Below are 20,667 nucleotides of genomic sequence, written 5' to 3' on the forward strand. Positions count from 1 at the left end.
CTATGTCTCAACAAGAAGAAAAAGTTGAATTTAAACGCGAACTAGGACTCGTCGATGCGGCTTTGCTCGCTGCGAGCGGCATGATTGGCTCGGGGATATTCATCGTCAGCGCCGACGTAACCCGAAACGTCGGCTCGGCGGGTTGGCTCATTATCGTCTGGCTCATTGGCGGTTTTATGACCCTAACGGCAGCCGTAAGTTACGGCGAACTCAGCGGAATGTACCCCAAAGCAGGGGGGCAATACGTGTATTTGAAGGAAGCTTACGGCCGTTTGGTGGCTTTTCTCTACGGTTGGAGCCTTTTTACCGTCATCCAAACGGGCACAATAGCGGCCGTTTGCGTGTCTTTTTTCAAGTTTTTGGCCTACTTTTTTCCTATTTTCAGCGAAGATTTAGTGGCTTTTCAGCTAGGTGATTCCTTTAAAGTGTCACCTGCTCAGCTCTCTTCCATCGTTTTACTTTTTTTGTTGACGTACCTCAATACCAAAGGAGTAAAACTGGGAAAAATCGTTCAAAGTATTTTTACCAGCACCAAACTCTTGAGCTTATTGGGGCTTACGCTGTTCGGGTTTATTTATCTCAAGCCCGACATCTGGCAGTCAAACTGGAGTGAACCTTTTCACTTGCAGCGACTTACCAAAGCAGGAAACTTTGAGCAATATGCCGATACGCCCGCGCTGTGGGGAGCTATTGCGGCGGCGTTGGTCGGAACGGTGATTAGCTACGACGCTTGGAACAACGTAACCTTTGTGGCGGGCGAAATCAAAAACCCCAAACGAAATATTGGGTTGAGTTTACTGATAGGAACTGCCGTGGTTACGTTCATTTATGTTTCCATCAACCTCATGTTCACGGCGGTTTTGCCCATTGAAGCCCTGGGTACGCCCGAAAAAGACCGCGTTGGAATCGTGGCCGCACAGGCTATTTTTGGGGCAAGTGGCACGGCCGTTATTGCGATTTTAATCCTGATTTCTTCCTTTGGTTGTGCCAACGGAATGATTTTAGCGGGGGCAAGGGTGTATTACAGCATGGCGCAAGATGGCCTCTTTTTCAACAAAACGGGCGAACTCAATAAAAATGCCGTTCCCGAATACGCCCTTTGGTTGCAGTTTTTGGTGGCGGTAGCGCTGAGCCTGAGCGGTCGCTACGGCGATTTGCTCGACATGATTTCGTTTGTGGTTGTCATTTTTTACGTATTGACGATAGCCGCTATCTACGTTCTACGCAAAAAAGAACCCACCCTCGACCGCCCCTACAAAGCCTGGGGTTACCCTATTTTGCCTGCCATTTACATCTTAATGGGACTGGCGTTTTGTACCTTGTTAATCATTTACAAACCCACCTACACCTGGCCCGGGCTTATCATTGCGGGGGTAGGCGTTCCTGTTTATTATTGGGTTAAATGGAAAATGTAGAAGTTATGAATTTATATTAACCGAAAAAACAATAATATTTTACTATTAAATGAAGGCGTAGCATGCCCTATGCCTTCATTTTAACGAAAGAGGAGACTGGTTAAAAGGGGTAACTTAAAAAGAAAACTTGCTTTATCTTTAAAAGATACATCTTCCATAACCTCCTTTTCAAATGTTTCTCAGTTATAGTACAAATTGGCACAAATACGCATTCTTTTTTCTTTTCTTTTGTGGAACAATAAGCATTCATGCTCAAACTAATAGCACCTCTTCAAAAAAAGAAGGGTATTCTAGCGACCCTAAAGTAGTCGAAAAAGGAAAACAATTATTCTTAAGCAACTGTACGGCTTGTCATAATTTCACCCAAAAAGGAATCGGACCTAGCCTAGAAAAAGCCACGACTGATTTACCCTCCGAATGGCTTACAAAGTTTATTTCAAATGCCCCAGAGATGATTTCGGCGGGGGATGCCAGAGCGGCGACTCTTTTTGAGGAATACAAACAAATGATGCCTACTTTTACTCATCTCAAACCACAAGAAATAGAGTCAATTTTGGCCTTTATTCACACCAATCAGCAAAAAGAAAACACCAAAGATTCGTACAAAGGTGTAGTTGTTACAAATCCCGTTGAGGCTAAGATTCAGCCGGCTATCTGGAAGATGGAACTTAAGCATTTTGCTACAGCTCCTTTTACTGCAAGCAAAGGTCCTTTGGCTCGGATTACGAAAATGGATGTTTTGCGGGGTGGTGCTAAGGAAAGGACTTTCATAGTGGATTTGCGGGGAATATTGTACGAGTTGGTCGATAATCAATGGCAGGTTTACCTAGATATGGCCAAAGAACGTCCCAATTTTATTCCAATCCCAGGATTAGCTACTGGTTTTGGAAGTTTTGCCTTTCATCCCGAATTTTATAAAAATGGGTTATTTTATACGACTCATACCGAAAAACCTAACTCGGCCAAAGCGGATTTTGGGTATGCAGATTCTATCAAAGTGACGCTTCAGTGGGTAATCACTGAGTGGAAAATAGATAATCCAACTGCTAGTTCATTTTCGGGAAAAAGCCGTGAAATATTCCGTATTAACATGGTGTCGCCAATTCATGGAATGCAGGAAATAGCTTTTAACCCCACAGCTCGCAAAGGCAGTAGTGACTATGGACTTCTATATGTAGGAATAGGAGACGGAGGAGCCTCCGAAAATGGTTTTGCTTTTATTTGTGCCGACAATACCCGTCCTTGGTCATCAGTGTTGCGGATTGACCCTATGGGACGCAATAGTAAAAATGGCAAATATGGCATCCCCAAAAACAATCCTTTTGCTAATGACAAAAATGAAAAGACATTGGGTGAAGTATACATACGAGGTTTTCGAAACCCCAATAGATATACTTGGACGACTGATGGTAGGTTGATTGTAGTTGATATTGGACAAACCAACATAGAGGAGCTGAATATTGCAAAGGCAGGAGCTGATTATGGATGGCCTGAGCGAGAGGGGACTTTTGTTATCAATCATCGAGGCAAAATGGATCGGGTTTATGCCTTGCCTGCTGACGAGCCTCGCAACAAATACACCTATCCTGTGGTTCAGTATGACCATGATGAAGGAAAGGCTATTTCGGGTGGGGTAGTGTACAACGGGACGGCTGTACCTGCGCTAAAAGGAAAGTATATTTTTGGGGATATCAACAATGGACGAGTATTTGCCGTCGAAACGGATCAATTAAAACTTGGAAAACAAGCCAATATCCAGGAGGTTTTACTGAAAATAGATGGTGAGGAGAAAACTTTTCTGGATCTTCATCCTACAATCAAACCTGATTTGAGACTTGGAGAAGGCCCTAAAGGAGAGCTTTTTATTTTTACAAAAGCCGACGGGAAGGTATATCAGGTTGTGGGTATATCCAATCCCTAAATGGTATTTTCCCTACCCTTCTTTATCATAAAAGGGTAGGGAAAATACCATTTATTTTTCCGAAAATTTACGCTGACTTGTGGCACTTTCGGTAGGAAAATCTTTAGGAATCGGGATATCCACTTTTCCAGTAGCTGCCCACTGAGCGCCACGTTGGAGACAAGTGATAAAACCTACACATTCTACTGAATAATCAACGTGTCCTAGTGGTGTATGAAAAATACGTCCCTTACCTTGTTTGATAGTCATGAGCATTGGCTCGTGGCGGTCTGTGCCGTTATTGTCTTTGGGAGAAAAAGCAGTTGCTAGTACTTCCATGTTTTCGGCCGGGCCACGCAGACGGTCATACATTTCGTCTTTGGTGTGCATCCATTTGAGGGGCATTCCTTTGGTAATCGGATGTTTTGAGTCCCGAATCGTAATCAAAAACTCTTTTTGTGCGCCATGTGAGCCCGCATTGCCGGGTTTGGTATCTTTGATAAGTTTGCCGGTTTCGTCATAGTACACATAAGGGCCGTCTTTTTCGGTACGGTTGCCCCATCCACCAAGTCCAATCATCCGATTGTAAGCGGGCCATAGAGGAAAAGAATTGTTAGCCGCATGTACCACCACGAGTCCGCCGCCGTTTTGAATATATTTTTCAAAATCCGCTTGCGTCCCATCCGACCAAGGAGCGGCGTTCCATCCAAAATTACAAATGACGACATCGTATTTATGAAAATCAGGGTGAAAGGCTGAATCCATACGAGGTTTGGGGAGAGCTACCGTTTTGGGGACACCATCGATTGGGAATTTCTCGACCAAATCTCCACCGTTCCAAGTATAATAAGTACGCTGGACATCCACCGTAAATTTTCCAGTTTCTTCCAGATAATGCTTCATCATGTAGGTGATTTTGGGCCATTGATCGTGGTTGTTTTGACCGTCAATAATGAGTGCTTTAAGGACTTTGTTTTTTTGAGCTACTAGCTCTAAAGTAGTACAAAATCCCAAAATAAGGAGAAGTAATAAGCGGCACTTAGCTTTCATATAGTACAGAAATATTAAAGGTTAGTTATTTGTTAATCAATATGTTACACAAGAAAAATGCTTTTTAATGATTAAGTGCTATTTGTTAGAAATGGTTTTAAGTACAAATAGGATGATTTTTGATAATAAATAGACCAGCACGACTGGTTTCTACTTTAAAGTTGTTGTTTTTTTCAAGGCTTAGTTATTCCAAACCTGCTATAAGTTGGTGTAAATTTCTTTCAAAAACTATTTAGGTCTGCTAAACAGTTTTCGAACCATGATATGTCAAAGCTATGAAGTAAGGCGGTTTGTTCGTAAAAGTTTATGCGCTTTTTTGAAAATGGAAGTGCTTTAAAATTCAGATAAGTATTTGAGCAACCCCGCCCTCTTTATGAAGGAAGAGCCTCGAAAGACTCACTATTTGTAAGAAACCTATGGTCTTTATTTTAAAAATTATGAAAAAACAATCGTTACTTTTTGTACTTCTTTTTTTAAATCTAAATACTTCTTGGGCGCAGCTTACGCTCAAAGAAGCTTATAAAGGAGCTTTTAAAATGGGCGTGGCAGTGAATGACGCCATTGTTTCGGGAAAAGACAAAGCTTCTCAGCTAATCGTAGAGCAGCAGTTTAATACCATCACCCTCGAAAACTCCATGAAAGCTGGGCTTATCAATCCCCAACCGGGTGTATTTAAGTTTGAGCCTGCGGATGCCTATGTAGCTTTTGGACAAAAAAATAACATGTTTATCGTAGGTCATACCTTGGTATGGCATAATCAAACCCCGGCTTGGTTTTTTCAGGATGAAAGTGGAAAACCTAAGTCAAAAGAGGCGGTAGCGGAGCGCTTGCATGAGCACATCAAAACGGTAGCTGGCAGGTATGCCGGAAAAGTACATGCTTGGGATGTGGTCAATGAAGTCATAGATGATGATGGCAACTACCGCCCTACCACTTGGGTAAAAGGAATCGGGAGTGGGGAAGAATTGGTAAAACTGGCCTTTAAATATGCCGCTCAGTACGCTCCTAATACGGAGCTTTACTACAACGATTTTAATGCCTGGCGACCTTCCAAAAGAGATGGTATTGTGAAGATGGTGAAAATGCTTCAGAAAGAAGGAATCAAAATCGATGGTATCGGCATACAAGGTCATTGGGGACTCAACTACCCCAAAACCGAATATATTGAAGCTGCCATTGAAGCCTATGCGGCGTTGGGTCTAAAAGTAATGATTACGGAATTAGACGTAGATGTGTTACCACTGACCAAAGAAGGACAAATCATCGGGCAAGGGATGAGCGAAAAACAGTTTCAAAATGAAGAATTTAAGACGTTTTTAGATCCTTATCCCAATGGGTTGCCAGACAACATACAAAAAGCGTTGGCAGATAGATATGCGCAACTTTTTGAGATATTTTACCGAAAAAGAGATAAAATCGACCGCGTAACCATGTGGGGAATTAACGATGATATGTCCTGGAAAAACGATTATCCTATTCCTAACCGCACCAATTACCCACTGCTGTGGGACCGAAAAAAACAGCCGAAACCTGCTTTTGATGCAGTATTGAAAGTCCCCCAAAAATCAAAGTAAGAAGCCATTACTCATGAAGTCATTTTATACTTTCTTTGCCTGCCTTGCGCTTTCTTTGTCGGTCAGGTCCCAAATCCGATTGCCAAAGTTAATTTCGGATCATATGGTTTTGCAGCGTGACCAGCCGCTGAAAATATGGGGTTGGGCGTCACCCAAAGAAAAAGTAGAATTGAGTTTTAATAAAAAGACGTTTAAAACTACCACTAATCCTAATGGTCAATGGGAAATTACGCTGCCCGCACAGTCGGCGGGAGTGGGGTTTGACATGGTGTTAAAAGGCAAAAATCAAATCATTCTCAAAAATATCGCTTTTGGGGATGTGTGGCTTTGTAGCGGACAAAGCAATATGGTATTGCCAATGGAAAGAGTCAAAGAAAAATATTTTGAAGACATCGCCAACGCCAACTATCCTGACATCCGCAATTTTTTTGTGCAGACACTCACCGACTTAAATGGTCCCAAAGAAGATTTTCCGACGGGAAAATGGCTCCAAGCAAATCCTAAAGATGTACTTACTTTTGGTGCCGTAAGTTACTTTTTTGCGCGTGATATGTACGAGAAATACAAAGTGCCGATTGGCATCATCAATAGTTCGGTAGGAGGAACCCCCATAGAAGCTTGGATTAGTGAAAGTGGGTACAAGGATTTTGGAGATATTCAGAAAATCATATCTCAAAACAAAGATACAAACTTCGTAAATGCTTCGAGCATCAGGCCGATGGCAATGCTTAACCGCCCAAAAGTTCAAGATGCGGGATTGGTTGAACATTGGGAAAGTGTTGATTATCAACCAAAAGGATGGCGAAATTTTAATATTCCAGGCTATTGGGAAGACCAAGGACTCAAAGATTTAAACGGTGTTGTGTGGTTTCGTCGGGAGTTTGAAGTACCCAAATCTTGGTTGGGCAAACCTGTAAAATTATACATGGGTCGAATCGTGGATGCCGACGAGATGTATGTCAATGGGAAAAAAATAGGGAATGTAACTTACCAATACCCACCTCGCCGCTACGAAATCCCCGCTGAGGTATTGAAAGAAGGAAAAAATACCTTTGTGATTAGGGTTACCAATACAGCAGGCAAAGGGGGATTTGTGCCTGATAAACCCTATTTCATGACGACCAACAACGAACAAATAGACCTGAAAGGGACTTGGCAATATAAGGTGGGGGAAGTATATCAGCCAACAGGGTGGTCAGGAGTAGGAGGGGGCTTGGTGAAGCAAAATCAACCCACGGCGCTCTACAATGCGATGATTGCGCCTATTTTGCCCTTGAAGCTCAAAGGATTTGTTTGGTATCAAGGAGAAACCAATGCTGGGCGTCCTGAGCCTTATGATGCCTTACTACCTGCATTGATTAACAATTGGAGAGCGCTTTGGCAAAGTCCTACTCATCCATTTTTGGTAGTACAATTGGCAAATTTTCAAGACATTAATTACACTCCAACCGAAAGCAGTTGGGCAAGGCTGAGAGAAGCTCAAAACAAGGCCCTTACTTTACCCAATGCCGCCGTAACGGTAACGATAGATTTGGGCGAATGGAACGACATTCACCCACTCAACAAAAAAGATATTGGCCAACGCTTAGCCTTGGCCGCACGCAACTTGGCATATGGCGAAAAAGACATCGAATACTCAGGGCCCGTTTTGAAATCACAAACCATTGAAAATGAAAAAGTTATTCTCACTTTTGACCATGTTTCGGGCGGGATAGTGGCAAAGGATACAGAGCCTCTAAGGTGGTTTTCGGTAGCTGATTATGATAAAAAATTTGTGTGGGCTAACGCCAAAATCATTGGAAAAGATAAAATAGAGCTTTGGGCTGAAGCCGTGAAGCACCCTAAATATGTACGTTATGCTTGGCAAGACAATCCCGAAGGAGTAAATTTTTATAATTCAGCAGGTTTGCCAGCCTCACCTTTTCGGACAGATGCCGAAAATCTGGACGAGTCTAAACCTTGGAAAGGAAAAAAATGCGCGGTTGTGCTGACCTACGATGATGCCCTCAATGTGCATCTCGACTATGCCATTCCTCAGCTTGATTCGCTTAGTTTAAAAGGGACTTTTTATATTGCAGGAGCTTTTCCTGGGTTTAAAAACCGAATGAATGATTGGAAAAAAGCGGCGAACCGTGGCCACGAACTAGGCAATCATACCTTATTTCACCCTTGCGATGCGTCTTTACCTAATCGAACTTGGGTAAATCCCGAAAATGACCTCAGTAAATATACCCTCAAGCGCATCACCGACGAAATCCGACTGACTAATACCCTCCTTGAATCAGTAGACGGAAAAAAACAACGAACCTTTGCTTTTACCTGTGGCGACACCAAAGTAGGCGGTGTAGAATTTATGAATGAGTTAAAAAATGACCTTTCTGGAGCAAGAGCAGTGCGGGCTCGAATGCAAAAGATAGAGGAAATTAATCCCTACGATTTTGATTCTTATATGATTAATGGCCAAACGGGTCAACAGTTGATTGAATTAGTAAAACAAGCTGTAAATGAGGGAAAATTGCTGGTGTTTTTATTTCATGGAGTAGGGGGAGAGCATTCTCTGGACGTATCCTTAACAGCTCATCGCGCATTGCTTCGGTATTTGAAAGAAAACGAAAAAGATATTTATATCGACACCATACTAGGCGTAACTGAACATGTGAAAGCGTTTAAAAAATAGGAACATAAGCCACAGTCCGTTAATAGTAATTGAGATATTTAAGGTGATTTAATTGTCTGATTATCAATGAATTGTTTTTAGATTGGCTCGTTTTGAAATTTGCACATTTACTTAAGAAAGATATTAGAAGAAAAACCTTCTATTGTAGTTAACAAACTACAATAGACCTAGCCTAATTTTTGGGCTTATAGATATTACTTCCAATACTTTCTACCCAAATTTTAGGTACAAAGCGCGGCAAAATGGCATTTAGTACATTCAAAAAGCCTGGAATAATCTCCGCTTTTCCCCGAAATAGCCCTTTCAAAGCTATGGTGGCGACTTCGTCTGGAGTCATACTGAATTTGGTAGCTAGCTTTTTGATGTGTTCACTCATACGTGCTCGATTCACAAAATCAGTATTGGTGCTTCCGGGACTTAGTACCGACACCGATATGTTTGTATCTCGAAGCTCGTATCTAAGGCTACGGCTAAAAGACAGTACGGCTGTTTTGGAAGCGGTGTAAATGGCAAAAAAGGGAATAGATTGATAGGCGGTTGTACTAGCTACATTGAGCACAAAGGTCTTGCGATTGTCATGTCGTTTCAAAACAGGAATAAAAACGTAAGTCAATTCAACCAATGCTTTTAAGTTTACATCAATGATATTTAGTTGTTCTTGAATGGGAATTTCTTCAAATCGCCCAGCAAGACCATAGCCAGCATTATTAACAATGATAGTAAGGGAGGAATGAAAAGGAAGACTCCATTCATAAATTGCTTTTATGGCTTCAGTTTTTGACAAATCTTGTGCAAAAAATTGAATGTCTATCCTTGGGAAATCGGTTTTCATTGCCTGAGAAGTAGCCTTTAGTTTATCAGGATTCGAACTAATCAACAAAAGATGATAACCTCTTAGAGCCAGTTGTTGGGCTATGGCTTTCCCTATACCAGAAGAAGCACCGGTGACTAATGCATACTGATGAGTTATGGACATAAGTAAAAGGGATTATTTGACTACGTATTTAGCAAAGCGTTGATAAAGAGGCGTTTTACTATTTTCGTGTTTGGGGTCATATTTACCAGTTACAATCGGAATGTACATTACACGACGACGCGACTTTTCACCTATAAAAGAGCTAGCCTCCACTCGATGCCATAAGTCACCGTCATGAACGGTCAAATCCCCGGCTTCAATATCAAAACCCACTTCATTGATGTCAGGATTATGATCAATAAATTGTTTTTTACGGAATAAAGTCTGAAAAATGTTTTGTTTGTGAGTGCCAGGTAAAACTTTCAAGCCTCCATTTTTTTGTAAACAATCGTCAAGGTGGGTGCCGATGTTGAGCATTTTGTTGATTTTTTGACCTAAAAACAAATCACGAGGACTGTCTGTATGCCATCCCATAGAGGTAAATTTGCTGTTTTCATCTCTTACATAATGGTTAAAAACCAATCCATCTTTTTCGATTTCTCCGATTCTTGCATTGCCCCCAAGTAGTTGAGTAAGGTTCTGAATACGAGAGTCTTGTAGATACTCGTGAAGCACTGAACTATACTGTGAAGTAAAGCAAAGCCGTTGTATCAAGCGGCTCCCATCTAAATCTTTGCCGAATTTTAGGGGAACTCCGTTGATTTTCTCAACATTCTTGGCCAGTAAAAATTCTTCGACTCGCTTGGCCTCACTCAAAAACAATTGCACAATGTCTTTCGGAATAAAGTTTTTGAAGTGAAGAAAACCGTTGTTATTAAAAAAAACAATTTGCTCTTGCGTAAGTGTATCACCTAAAGTGAACGAGGTTGCTTCAAAAGGTTTCATATGATTGTATTGTTTAAAAGATACCAAATATACATATTAAATATACTAAAATAGTGTGGTTTTATAATAAAAAGTGGAGCGAATTATGTCGGATTCTACTGCTTCACTTCTATTCTAAGCTGATGTGTGTTGAAAACATGGGAATTAGGGGCGACACTTTTAGTGAGAAAAACACTTCCTCCAATGATACTATTTTTGCCGATTACGGTCTTGCCTCCCAAAATAGTGGTACGGGCGTAGATAATTACATTGTCTTCTACAGTAGGGTGTCTCTTAGTTTCGGCAAGTTCTTTGGCTACTTGCAAAGCTCCAAGTGTCACTCCTTGATAAATAGAAACATTGTTTCCAATCACAGCCGTAGCTCCAATGACAATCCCTGTACTGTGGTCAATCATAAAAGGCACTCCAATTTGTGCTGCTGGATGAATATCCGTTCCTGTGTTGCGGTGGGCATATTCGCTCAATATACGAGGCAAAACAGGTACATCAAGCTCAGTAAGTCGATGGGCAACTCGATAAACTGCAATGGCATAAAACCCTGGATACGAAACAATTACTTCGTGTATGCTTGTAGCCGCGGGATCAAATTCATAAATTTTGTTGGCATCTTGGCGGAGGTTATGGTAGATTGCTTCGAGCGATTCATAAAAAGACGACACAATCTCCTCAATCTTCCCAACTTCTAAATCTAAATAACTAAGTAATATGTTTTCAAGGTCGATTTGATTTTTCTTTAAGATACCAATATAGGTTTCTTTTTTGTGTAAACGATTGTTGGGAAACAAAAACTCAAAAAGGTCGTTTAGCCAAGCAATAGAGTTTTGTATCTTGGGGGTCGCTTCCCATTCGGCTTTATGGGTTTGATGGAGGATGTCAATGAAAGTCTGGTCGTTGTACATTGGGAAAACAGATTGAATTTGACGGCCAAAAAGGCACATGATTGGCCGTCAAATAGGCGCTTTATTTTTTTACTCTGTAATGCTGCAAGCGATGTAAGGTAGAGACCAATAAATCTACATCTGCGCAAGTGTTATAAAATGCCAAGGATGGGCGCACGGTACTTTCAAGTCCAAATCGTCTTAAAATGGGCTGCGCACAGTGATGCCCTGTTCGCACGGCTATACCTTCTTTGTTGAGTGCTTGACCGACTTCATCATTAGTGTATCCATTGAGGGTAAAAGACAATACGCTTGCTTTGTCAGCAGCTGTTCCTACGAGTCGTATCCCCGAAACCTCCTTGAGAAGTTTGGTAGCATATACCAGAAGATAATGTTCGTATTGGTTGATGAGATCAATCCCAATCTTTGACACATAATCTAATGCCGCCCCCAATCCTACTGCATCTGCTATGTTGCCAGTGCCAGCCTCAAACCGTGAAGGCGCATTATGGTATTGAGTATGTTCAAAAGTGACATCCTTAATCATATTGCCTCCTCCTTGCCAAGGTGCAGTCTCGTTGAGGATAGCTTCTTTTCCATAAAGTACTCCTATACCTGTAGGTCCAAAGATTTTATGTCCTGAAAATACAAACCAATCGGCATCAAGATACCGTACATCAACCCGCATGTGAGAGACTGATTGAGCACCATCTACTAGTACTTTTGCACCCGCTTGGTGAGCCAATTCAACGATTTGTTTGGCGGGGGTGACTGTTCCTAAAGCGTTAGAAACTTGGGTAAATGAAACAAGCTTTGTTTTAGAGTTCAACAACTTTGTGTATTCATCAAGCAGGATTTGTCCATCGTCATCCACTGGAATTACTCGCAGTTTTAAATTCTTTTTGGCCGCGAGTTGCTGCCAAGGAACGATGTTTGCGTGATGTTCAAGATGGCTGACTATTATCTCATCTCCCGATTGTAGGTTTTGTTCTCCCCAACTCTTAGCCACCAAGTTGATAGCCTCTGTTGCTCCTCTTACAAAAATGACCTCATTGGTAGAACTCGCATTCAAAAACTTCCGAACAGTTTCTCTGGCTTCTTCGTAGGCATCGGTAGCGCGAGCTGCCAATTCGTGAGCCGCTCTATGAATATTAGAATTTTCGTGTTCGTAAAAGTAGCTGATGCGTTCAATTACCTGCTTGGGTTTTTGGGTAGTAGCAGCATTGTCGAGCCACACTAAGGGGCGCCCATTGACACGCTCTTGTAAAATAGGGAAGTCTTTTTTGATTAAATTAACATCAAAAGGAGGACTTGCCACAATCGTACTTTGGCTACTTAAAGATTTCGTTTTTTCTCTAACAACAGGCAATGCCGCTGCTTCTTTCAAAAAATAGAAGGAAGATTCGGCGGGAGTATAAATGGGTAATTGAGGGTGAGTAGAAAATATACTAATGGAAGCTAAAGCTTCTGATAAACCATTTTCATAGGGATAATCATTGGCAAAGGGCAAAGCCTCAAAAATGCTATTTTGGGGAGCAATAGAAGGCGAAATGCCACTTCCCGCCACAGATTGTGGTACTCTACCTTGCCCTGCAAAATGCGGATCGGGGAGGCTAGTCTGTGGGTTGTTGAGGTCTACGGCATTTCCTTGGTGGGCAGCCGAAGGCGAAATACCGCTTCCTGCTACCGACTGAGGTACTCTACCTTGTCCGGCAAAATGAGGGTCTGGAAGTGCAGGTTGGTTTTGCCCCACATCAAATAGTCTTTCAGCATGAAGTGCAGAAGGTGACACTCCACTCCCTGCCACCGACTTGGGGATTTGTCCTCCTGCAAAATGAGGATCTGGTAAGCTAGTTTGTGGGTCTCCTAAGTTGAAAGGAGCTACTTGGCTTATTGCTTGCTCATAATTTTGGGAGGAAGGTTTTGGCGAGTGAAAGCCGGTGGGTGTCAATGTACTAGGTAAAGATTTAAAAAAATCATTAGCTAGCTTTTCGAGGCTACCCGTAAGGTCGTCCGAAGCAAAATCATTGCCCTTCGGAAAATCAAATGTATCAGTAATTGTACTCATGATATTTTCCAATTTCGACATCATCCAATACCGCAATGGCATCGTCTACCAATACAGCCAACGAGCAATACAACGAAATCAAGTAAGAAGCAATCGCTTTCTCATTGATACCCATAAACCGAACCGATAAACCGGGGGATTGTTCGCCTGGAAGTCCAGGCTGATAGAGACCTACTACGCCCTGACGGCTTTCGCCTGTCCGGAGCAATAGAATTTTGGACTTTCCATTTTCAATAGGAACCTTATCGGAGGGAATAAGCGGCAAACCTCGCCATGTGATAAACTGCGATCCAAACAATGAAATAGTTGGTGGCGGAACACCACGGCGGGTACATTCACGTCCAAAAGCCGCAATAGCCAAAGGGTGAAGCAAGAAAAACCCCGGTTCTTTCCACACTTTTGTGATGAGCTCATCTAGATCATCGGGAGTAGGTGCTCCAGTACGGGTTTTGATACGCTGTGAGGGGGCGATACTGTGTAAAAGCCCATATTCTTTGTTGTTAATCAATTCACTTTCTTGACGCTCTTTGATTGTCTCAATTGTCAGACGTAGCTGCTCACTGATTTGATTGTAAGGTTTGCTATACAAGTCGGATACGCGGGTATGCACATCCAATACCGTATTGACCGCACTCAGGTTGTATTCTCTTGGGTTTTCGATATAGTCTACAAAGGTTTGAGGTAGAGGTCTTTCGTCGCGATTTGAGCAATCTACTTCAACACTACTTGCATCTTTGACTTTGTTGAGGCGATATACCCCAGATTCAACAGGAATCCAATTGAGCAGGTGAGTCAACCAACGTGGAGTGATGGTCGACATCTGTGGGACTGTACGGGTTGCGATTGCTAATTGTCTAGCTGCGACATCCCCAAGGGCAGTTTGTTTTTTGTTTAATTCAGACATTAGTTGGAAAGTTGTTTTTAAAATATATAGTACATTGATTATATATACTAAAATTAAAGCAAATATTTTCTTCGTAAGAAGAATATGCGATGCAAACTTAATCTATTTATTCTATATTCAAACAAATTTATTATTTTTTATTTTTGCGGTCTTCAATTAGCTGAGTAGTTTCTTTTATGATTGCCAAGTGGTTTGCTTGGAAAAAGAAAGAATAAAAATCTATTTAAAAAAAAAGTAAAAAAAAATTTGGAACATTCGAGATTTTAATGAAACCTTTGCACTGGAATTAAGTCAGTAGATAAAAAAGAGTATTTGTTTAAAAAGGTCTGTTGGTAATAACCACCGCTACCCACTGACCCAAAAGATTTATGAAGAGTGAAGGGAGAGATAGGCTCTATGAACTTCCAGCAACCTGCAAACCACCTGTAAGGTGCTCCAGCCTAATGTATGATAAATCTAGAAACCCAGTTTTGTAATTTGACTTTTCGGTTGATTGCCTCTTTCAAGAAATAATCTTAGGTTGAGTCTTTCATCTTTTAACGTAAAGCTTGTTTAAGCTTTTTGTATTTGCTTTAAGTATATATATATTATAGTTTTTGTATTTTAAATTTAAAACCATGAAAAAAACAGCATCGTTTGTATTTGCAATCTTTGCAACAGTAGGCTTAGCGATAGCAGGTCCCAGCAAAGGAGAAACTTCCTTTAGGGTTGACAATCAGAAAAGTAAATTGGTATGGGTTGGCAAAAAAGTGACAGGAGAGCATTCGGGGACTGTACCGTTCAGTAATGGAACTTTGATTTGGGCCAACAATAGGCTAAAAGGAGGTAGTTTTGAAATAAATGTAAAAGAGTTGACGGTTACCGACATAACCGATGCTTCTTACAATGCCAAGTTGGTTGAACATTTGAAAAACGATGACTTCTTTGCGGTTGACAAATTTCCAAAAGCTAGTTTCTCCATATCGTCTGTAACACCCAAAGGAGGGGATAGCTACGAAATCTTGGGAAAACTTACCATCAAAGGAATCACTCACGAGGTAAAATTCCCGGCTGAAGTAAAAGCGGAGAAAGGCCAACTTACAGCAAAAGCAAATATTCCTGTAGATAGAACTAAATATAATATCAAGTTTCGCTCTACAAATTTCTTTGAAAACCTTGGTGACAAGGCCATTGATAACGATTTTCGGTTAGATGTCAATTTGGTAGCTAATGCGGCACATGAAGCTGCCAAAACTGGAAAGTGATGGATGAGATACCGTCGGGCTTCTAGCTTGACGGTACTTTTTTTGATGTACTACTATATATAATCTATAGTTACTAAAATAATGATATGAGCTATTTAAACAAAAAAGACCATGAGCAAAGAAAAAACAAAATTTAGGATTTTTAAGGAAACACTAAACGACAAAACAGAAAAATTCTATCCGCAAGTCTTTGATTTTGACAGAAATGGATGGATGTTTCTCTACGAAGGAGAGGGAGGTTTACTTATACAATCGTCCGTAAAACTTCATCATTTTGTGAGCTTAGAAGAGGCTACTAAAGCCCTAAAAAATTACCTTGAGCAAAAACATAGGCAATGGCTTGACCAAGTTCAGAGTTCGGAATATATAGAACTCGGTGAGGATTTTTTTGAAAATCCATTAAAGAAAATAAACTCTTTCGAAGGGCATCAAACTCATATCAAAATTGCCTAATGGTATCATAATTTGCTATTATTCCATGATTCAGAACGTCGTTATCCAAAAAAATACTAGATAAGTGTTTATGCAAAATTAAACTTTCCAAGTTAAAGGTATAGACATAAAACTTGGGAAGCCTAATGTTGACGGATAACGACGAAAAATACTAACAGCGCATGAATGTATACTGCGATAATGCCGCTACAACAGCCCTTGACAGAGATGTTTTGGAAGCAATGATGCCTTATTTGACTCGTTATTACGGCAATCCGTCGTCGAGTCATTTTTATGGACAAACTGTCAGAGAGGCTATTTATAAAGCCCGCGAAACAGTCGCCAATCATCTGAACGTGACCCCTGGGCAGACGTTTTTTACTTCAGGTGCTACCGAAGCACTTAACATCATCTTGTCTGGAGCGATAGAGACATTTGGTGTTCAGCATGTCATAACAAGCCCTATTGAACATAAGGCGGTATTGGAACCCTTGAATCAATTGGTCAAGGCAAAGAAAATAACATTGAGTTTGGTAAATATAGATGAAAAAGGAAACATAGATTTTAATCATCTTGAGCGGTTATTGCGATTGCCTCTGAAGAGCTTAGTTAGTTTGGCACATGGCAACAATGAAATCGGGAATTTAAATGATTTGACACATATCGGAGCGTTGAGTCAGGCATTTAAAGCCCTTTTTTTAGCTGATACTACCCAAACAATCGGCAAATTACCCATTGATCTACAAACGATTCCGGTGGATTTTGTCGTTGGGTCAGCTCACAAATTTCATGGGCCCAAAGGGGTGGGATTTGCTTATATTCGTAATCCAAGAGGATTTAAAGCCTTGACTTTTGGAGGAGCTCAGGAAAGCGGGATTCGTCCCGGCACCGAAAATACCCCCAACATCATCGGAATGGCCAAAGCACTGGAAATTTCGTATAGAGATTTGAGAATCAATCAAAAGCATATTGCATTTGTCAAAAACCGTTTAATAGCGCGTTTACCAAGTACCGTTATGGGCGATATAAAATTTAATGGAGAAAGTGATTCCCTTGAAAAAAGCTTATATACTATACTCAATGTTGCATTTCCAAACTTAAATTCTTCGGAGTCATTGGTTAGCCAATTGAATCTTTATGGGGTAGCAGTATCGGGTGGAAGTGCCTGCTCTAATTTACATACTTCACATTCGCACGTGTTGACAGCTCTTCAAACGAATCTTGAGCTAGAAAATGTAAGGTTTTCCTTTAGTAAGTACAACACTCCTGCTGACGTAGATTATATACTACAAAGCCTTAAAAATATATATCAAAATGATCGACAGGTGGCAGCCAAATCGCTGGTTCATGCCTGAGGTTCATAATTATAAGGAAACTGTATACTGACGTATATTGGTGGGTTGAATAAAATCGAAATCCCGACATCATTGATGTCGGGATTTTTATTAAGAATATTTATAAATTAGAGTAAAGAAGAAACGTTTTTGGTAGTGGTTTTTAGGTAACTATTTTATAGTTATTGTATCGAATAATAAAGAGCCTAATTACGAGTTCATTGAAAAAGTCTAATTTTGAAAAAGATAAGGTTTTACGAGTCAGTCTTCCGACCCATTGCCGAATGGTATTGTTCCAACGTTCCATGTGATTGGTTTGCCCACTGTCTTTACCTACAAGCTGGTGTTGCTGAGTTTGCTCAAAGATGTAGTTATAGGCTGCCCAAAATCACCGCATCGGCCTTTAGATTTGTGTGATATAAAAATTCCAAGATAATCATAACTTGGAGTGCTCTCAAAATGAGAGTAAGCCAGCACCAGTGGGGATGCCTTATCGCCTTCGGCTGAGTAAGACTCATGCGGGGCGCCCCGTGGCGATCGATTTAAGACCCCACTGGTTTGCTGTAGCACAAGATTCAAATAGAAATTCGGGTTTAAGACCCATGAGCAAGCGGGGCGCCCCGTGGCGTATTGAATGTGTGACAGCTTGCTGACTTGAGTAAAACATTAAATCGCATCGGCGCTCCGATCATTTCAAAATTATGGAAATTTTTAATTTTTTCATCGGTATTGACATCTCAAAAGTGACGCTTGATTTTGCGGTTGTAGTAGCTAACAAAATGTTATTTCATTTTCAATCAAGCAATGATAAAAAAGATATTGAATCATTTTTCAAACACCTGAAAATCCAATGCCCTAACGCAACTTTTGCCAATAGCTTGTATTGCATGGAGCATACGGGTATCTATACCAACCATCTACTAAACTTCCTGCATTCAAAACAAGCAAAGGTTTGGCTTGAACATCCCATTCACATCAAGGATAGCCTGGGCATGATTCGAGGTAAAAATGATAAAGTAGATGCCCAAAGAATTGCCACATATGCTTATAAAAATCGCGATGAGGTGCGTTCACTCACCCGAAATTCGAGAATATTATCTGCGAAAAACAGCAGAAGGCAAGAATGAAATGCTTGTCGTTAATAACGTTTGTAACAAACTTGTTCATCGTGTATTTTCTTGTGTTCATCGAAATCGGAACGCCGAAGCGTGAAAAATATAAAGATTTTTATACGCCATTAGTTGCATGAATCATAGAAATCGGTCCGATAAAGCTGTGTTGAAATCGAAATTGATGAGGAATCCGCTTCCAAAGTCGTTTGCAGCTATCTAAACTGTGATCACCGATAAAAAATGCAATAATTTTTCGGGTATTTCGGCTTATAACTGTCCACAACCACCTTTTTTGGTTTTTTTTACAAAGTGCTGTAGCTCATCATATTCCAGTATATCTCCACTTGTTGGAACATCCTGTAAAGTTTCACTCAAATCAAGTTTTTTTCACCCTCTTGTACTAACCAATCTCGCAGTGTATTGCGGGAAATATGAAATATTCGAGCGATACCTCGCATACTTGGACGTTCAAAATAAGCAGCTAAAATCTCTTTTTTACGTGCCACAGTAACCCCCTCATCTAATTCAAGAGTACCCTATTTATTGCAATCTTTACAGTGAAATTTTTGCTTGTGAGTAACTTTACAAAGACCATTTTTTCTCAGATTTTCACTCCCACAATGACGGCACAATTTCTTTTCTATTATCATATTTCTGAGTCTTTGACCTAAATATACATATCAGTTATATTAAAACCATTACCTTGCCGAAAAAGCAAAAAACAACTCAAAAAAGCACTCTAAAAATAGAAAATCAACGACTTTAGACGCTTATCAGTTAAAGACCATCAAAAATTATGCTATGGCAGCCTCTTTTTGGTAAAAACACTCGTTATTTTGGCTGATTGCCTAAATAGGATTAATTGATTTTTATCACCTTCAACGTAATCTTACGCTGTTGAGTTTGTAATTGTAACAAGTAAGAGCCAGTCGAGAGATGGGCCACATTAATTTCTTGCGAATGAGTCTGGGTCTGCGCCTTAAACTGATGTTGATTCAGAACCACTCCCTGAGTGTTGACCAATTGCCATTGAATGGTCTGATTCATGACTCCCTTTACTTGTACCGTTAGTTTTTCGGAGGTGATGGGATTGGGAGCAATCACCGCCCAAAGTTGCCCTTCGTTGGTGAATTCTTCGTTTGCTTCCAAGGCTACTCCTTCCCGACCCGTACAAGTGGTCACCACTATAGTTTTAGACCCCGTCATGACACGGCTACATCCTGAGCTGGCCTCTATGGCTAAGACCGTATAGGTCCCGGCCGTGGTTTGATTGCCAAAGTTGATCGCCTGACTGGTGCCATCTATGGGGCTACCCAAATCTATATTACTTCTTTTCAGTTGATAATTTACCCCTACTTGCGAACTACTCAACCCAATCGCTAGCCCTGCTGTGCTACCTCTACAAATACTACCGCCGCCAGTTACTGAGAAGGCCGTTGGTGTAGTACCGACGATGATTGAGGCTGAGCCATTCATAGGTGCAACACAACTGGCCGAAGAGGTAGCAATCACTGTATAAGTGCCTGCTACACGTTGACCCGTAAAATTCAAAATATTTCCAGTTCCAGCTTGAGGTGCGCCTACATTGTTACCATCGCGTTGGAGTTGATAACTAGTGCCCACTTGAGACCCCGACAGGGTGATTAATACGGTAGGACCATTGCCGCCTGAATTACCTACACAACTGCTTCCGCCGCCTGCCACGTTAAAAATAGTAGGCGTCGCATTAATGGTGATTTTGATCGAAGCAGAGTTAGTAGCAGCACAAACACCACTTTGCACAACAGCTCTGAACCATGTATCAGCCGTCAAGGCTCCCATTTGTGCGCTGGTCAGCGTAGTAGAAGTGCTGGCGATATCGACAGGATTGCTAAAGGTGGCATCCGACGACCATTGCCATTTTACGACACTTCCTATTTGATTGGATACGCTTATATCCACTGGAGAAGAACCCGCGTAAATTGTTTGAGCGCTATTCACGCTACCACCTACTGAAGTAGGAATGACGGTAATTTTGACCGATTCTGAATTGGTAGTGGCACAAACGCCACTTTGTACAACGGCTCTAAACCACGTATCGGCCGTTAGATTGCCTATCAAGGCACTGGTCAGCGTGGTAGAAGTACTAGCAATATCCGACGGATTGCTAAAAGCCGCATCGCTGGATTTTTGCCATTTAACAACACTTCCGACTTGGCTGGATAAACTTACATCAGCTGGGGAAGAATTCGCACAGATGGTTTGCGCATTTCCAACAGTTCCTCCCTGAGAGGTCGGA

15 protein-coding genes, 1 pseudogene and 1 riboswitch are annotated in these 20,667 nt (G+C 41.2%); of the genes and pseudogenes, 8 read left to right on the forward strand and 8 right to left on the reverse strand.

What is annotated here, in order from left to right; genetic code table 11:
• Positions 1-2 precede the first annotated feature (2 nt).
• On the forward strand, positions 3-1,415 hold the full coding sequence (locus P1X15_RS20135) for an APC family permease (protein WP_277339936.1): 1,413 nt from the start codon (positions 3-5) through the stop codon (positions 1,413-1,415).
• 172 nt (positions 1,416-1,587) lie between these two features.
• The gene (locus P1X15_RS20140) at positions 1,588-3,336 is read left to right on the forward strand and encodes a PQQ-dependent sugar dehydrogenase (protein ID WP_277339937.1); all 1,749 of its coding nucleotides are present in this window, start codon (positions 1,588-1,590) and stop codon (positions 3,334-3,336) included.
• Between the two features lie 51 nt (positions 3,337-3,387).
• Here P1X15_RS20140 and P1X15_RS20145 read toward each other — a convergent pair whose 3' ends face one another.
• Entirely contained in the window at positions 3,388-4,365 is a 978-nt protein-coding gene (locus P1X15_RS20145) for a ThuA domain-containing protein (protein ID WP_277339938.1), read from the reverse strand.
• 437 nt (positions 4,366-4,802) lie between these two features.
• Here P1X15_RS20145 and P1X15_RS20150 point away from each other — a divergent pair, with 437 nt between their 5' ends.
• Together P1X15_RS20150 and P1X15_RS20155 are read left to right on the forward strand one after the other, a co-directional pair.
• On the forward strand, positions 4,803-5,939 hold the full coding sequence (locus tag P1X15_RS20150) for an endo-1,4-beta-xylanase (protein ID WP_277339939.1): 1,137 nt from the start codon (positions 4,803-4,805) through the stop codon (positions 5,937-5,939).
• A gap of 13 nt (positions 5,940-5,952) precedes the next feature.
• On the forward strand, positions 5,953-8,616 hold the full coding sequence (locus tag P1X15_RS20155; protein ID WP_310586034.1) for a sialate O-acetylesterase: 2,664 nt from the start codon (positions 5,953-5,955) through the stop codon (positions 8,614-8,616).
• A gap of 172 nt (positions 8,617-8,788) precedes the next feature.
• On the opposite strand, the gene P1X15_RS20165 is transcribed toward P1X15_RS20155, so the two are convergent.
• The 5 genes from P1X15_RS20165 to P1X15_RS20185 all read right to left on the reverse strand — a co-directional run bounded on the left by P1X15_RS20165 (position 8,789) and on the right by P1X15_RS20185 (position 14,267).
• On the reverse strand, positions 8,789-9,592 hold the full coding sequence (locus P1X15_RS20165; RefSeq protein ID WP_277339940.1) for an SDR family oxidoreductase: 804 nt from the start codon (positions 9,590-9,592) through the stop codon (positions 8,789-8,791).
• Positions 9,593-9,604: 12 nt separating this feature from the next.
• Complete coding sequence (locus P1X15_RS20170; protein ID WP_277339941.1) at positions 9,605-10,417, reverse strand: phytanoyl-CoA dioxygenase family protein; 813 nt, start codon at positions 10,415-10,417, stop codon at positions 9,605-9,607.
• 95 nt (positions 10,418-10,512) lie between these two features.
• Positions 10,513-11,316 carry a serine O-acetyltransferase gene (locus P1X15_RS20175; RefSeq protein ID WP_277339942.1) on the reverse strand — a complete coding sequence of 268 codons (804 nt, stop codon included), beginning with the start codon at positions 11,314-11,316 and terminating at the stop codon, positions 10,513-10,515.
• Between the two features lie 61 nt (positions 11,317-11,377).
• The gene (locus P1X15_RS20180; RefSeq protein WP_277339943.1) at positions 11,378-13,363 is read right to left on the reverse strand and encodes a family 2A encapsulin nanocompartment cargo protein cysteine desulfurase; all 1,986 of its coding nucleotides are present in this window, start codon (positions 13,361-13,363) and stop codon (positions 11,378-11,380) included.
• Positions 13,347-14,267 carry a family 2A encapsulin nanocompartment shell protein gene (locus P1X15_RS20185; RefSeq protein WP_277339944.1) on the reverse strand — a complete coding sequence of 307 codons (921 nt, stop codon included), beginning with the start codon at positions 14,265-14,267 and terminating at the stop codon, positions 13,347-13,349. The genes P1X15_RS20180 and P1X15_RS20185 overlap by 17 nt, the downstream gene beginning before the upstream one ends.
• Before the next feature lie 363 nt (positions 14,268-14,630).
• Positions 14,631-14,724: riboswitch (SAM riboswitch) on the forward strand.
• Positions 14,725-14,884: 160 nt separating this feature from the next.
• On the opposite strand from P1X15_RS20185, the gene P1X15_RS20190 reads away from it, so the two are divergent.
• The 3 genes from P1X15_RS20190 to P1X15_RS20200 all read left to right on the forward strand — a co-directional run bounded on the left by P1X15_RS20190 (position 14,885) and on the right by P1X15_RS20200 (position 17,298).
• Positions 14,885-15,511 (forward strand): YceI family protein, encoded by a 627-nt coding sequence (locus P1X15_RS20190; RefSeq protein WP_277339945.1) that lies wholly within the window; start codon positions 14,885-14,887, stop codon positions 15,509-15,511.
• Positions 15,512-15,622: 111 nt separating this feature from the next.
• Entirely contained in the window at positions 15,623-15,964 is a 342-nt protein-coding gene (locus P1X15_RS20195; protein WP_277339946.1) for a hypothetical protein, read from the forward strand.
• A gap of 161 nt (positions 15,965-16,125) precedes the next feature.
• Positions 16,126-17,298: a cysteine desulfurase family protein gene (locus P1X15_RS20200; RefSeq protein ID WP_277339947.1), complete on the forward strand. Its 1,173-nt coding sequence runs from the start codon at positions 16,126-16,128 to the stop codon at positions 17,296-17,298.
• A 142-nt stretch (positions 17,299-17,440) separates the two neighbouring features.
• On the opposite strand, the pseudogene P1X15_RS20205 reads toward P1X15_RS20200, so the two are convergent.
• Positions 17,441-17,650 (reverse strand): annotated as a pseudogene (locus tag P1X15_RS20205) (IS1 family transposase); the annotation flags it as partial.
• Positions 17,651-17,978: 328 nt separating this feature from the next.
• On the opposite strand from P1X15_RS20205, the gene P1X15_RS20210 reads away from it, so the two are divergent.
• A complete protein-coding gene (locus tag P1X15_RS20210) occupies positions 17,979-18,404 on the forward strand; it encodes a transposase (protein WP_277339948.1) in 426 nt (141 codons plus the stop codon).
• Positions 18,405-19,247: 843 nt separating this feature from the next.
• Here the strand turns inward: P1X15_RS20210 and P1X15_RS20215 are convergent.
• On the reverse strand, positions 19,248-20,667 hold a 1,420-nt coding region (locus tag P1X15_RS20215; protein ID WP_277339949.1), incomplete at its 5' end, for a T9SS type A sorting domain-containing protein.

It is taken from the genome of Runella sp. MFBS21, from assembly GCF_029433105.1.
Lineage (GTDB): Bacteria > Bacteroidota > Bacteroidia > Cytophagales > Spirosomataceae > Runella.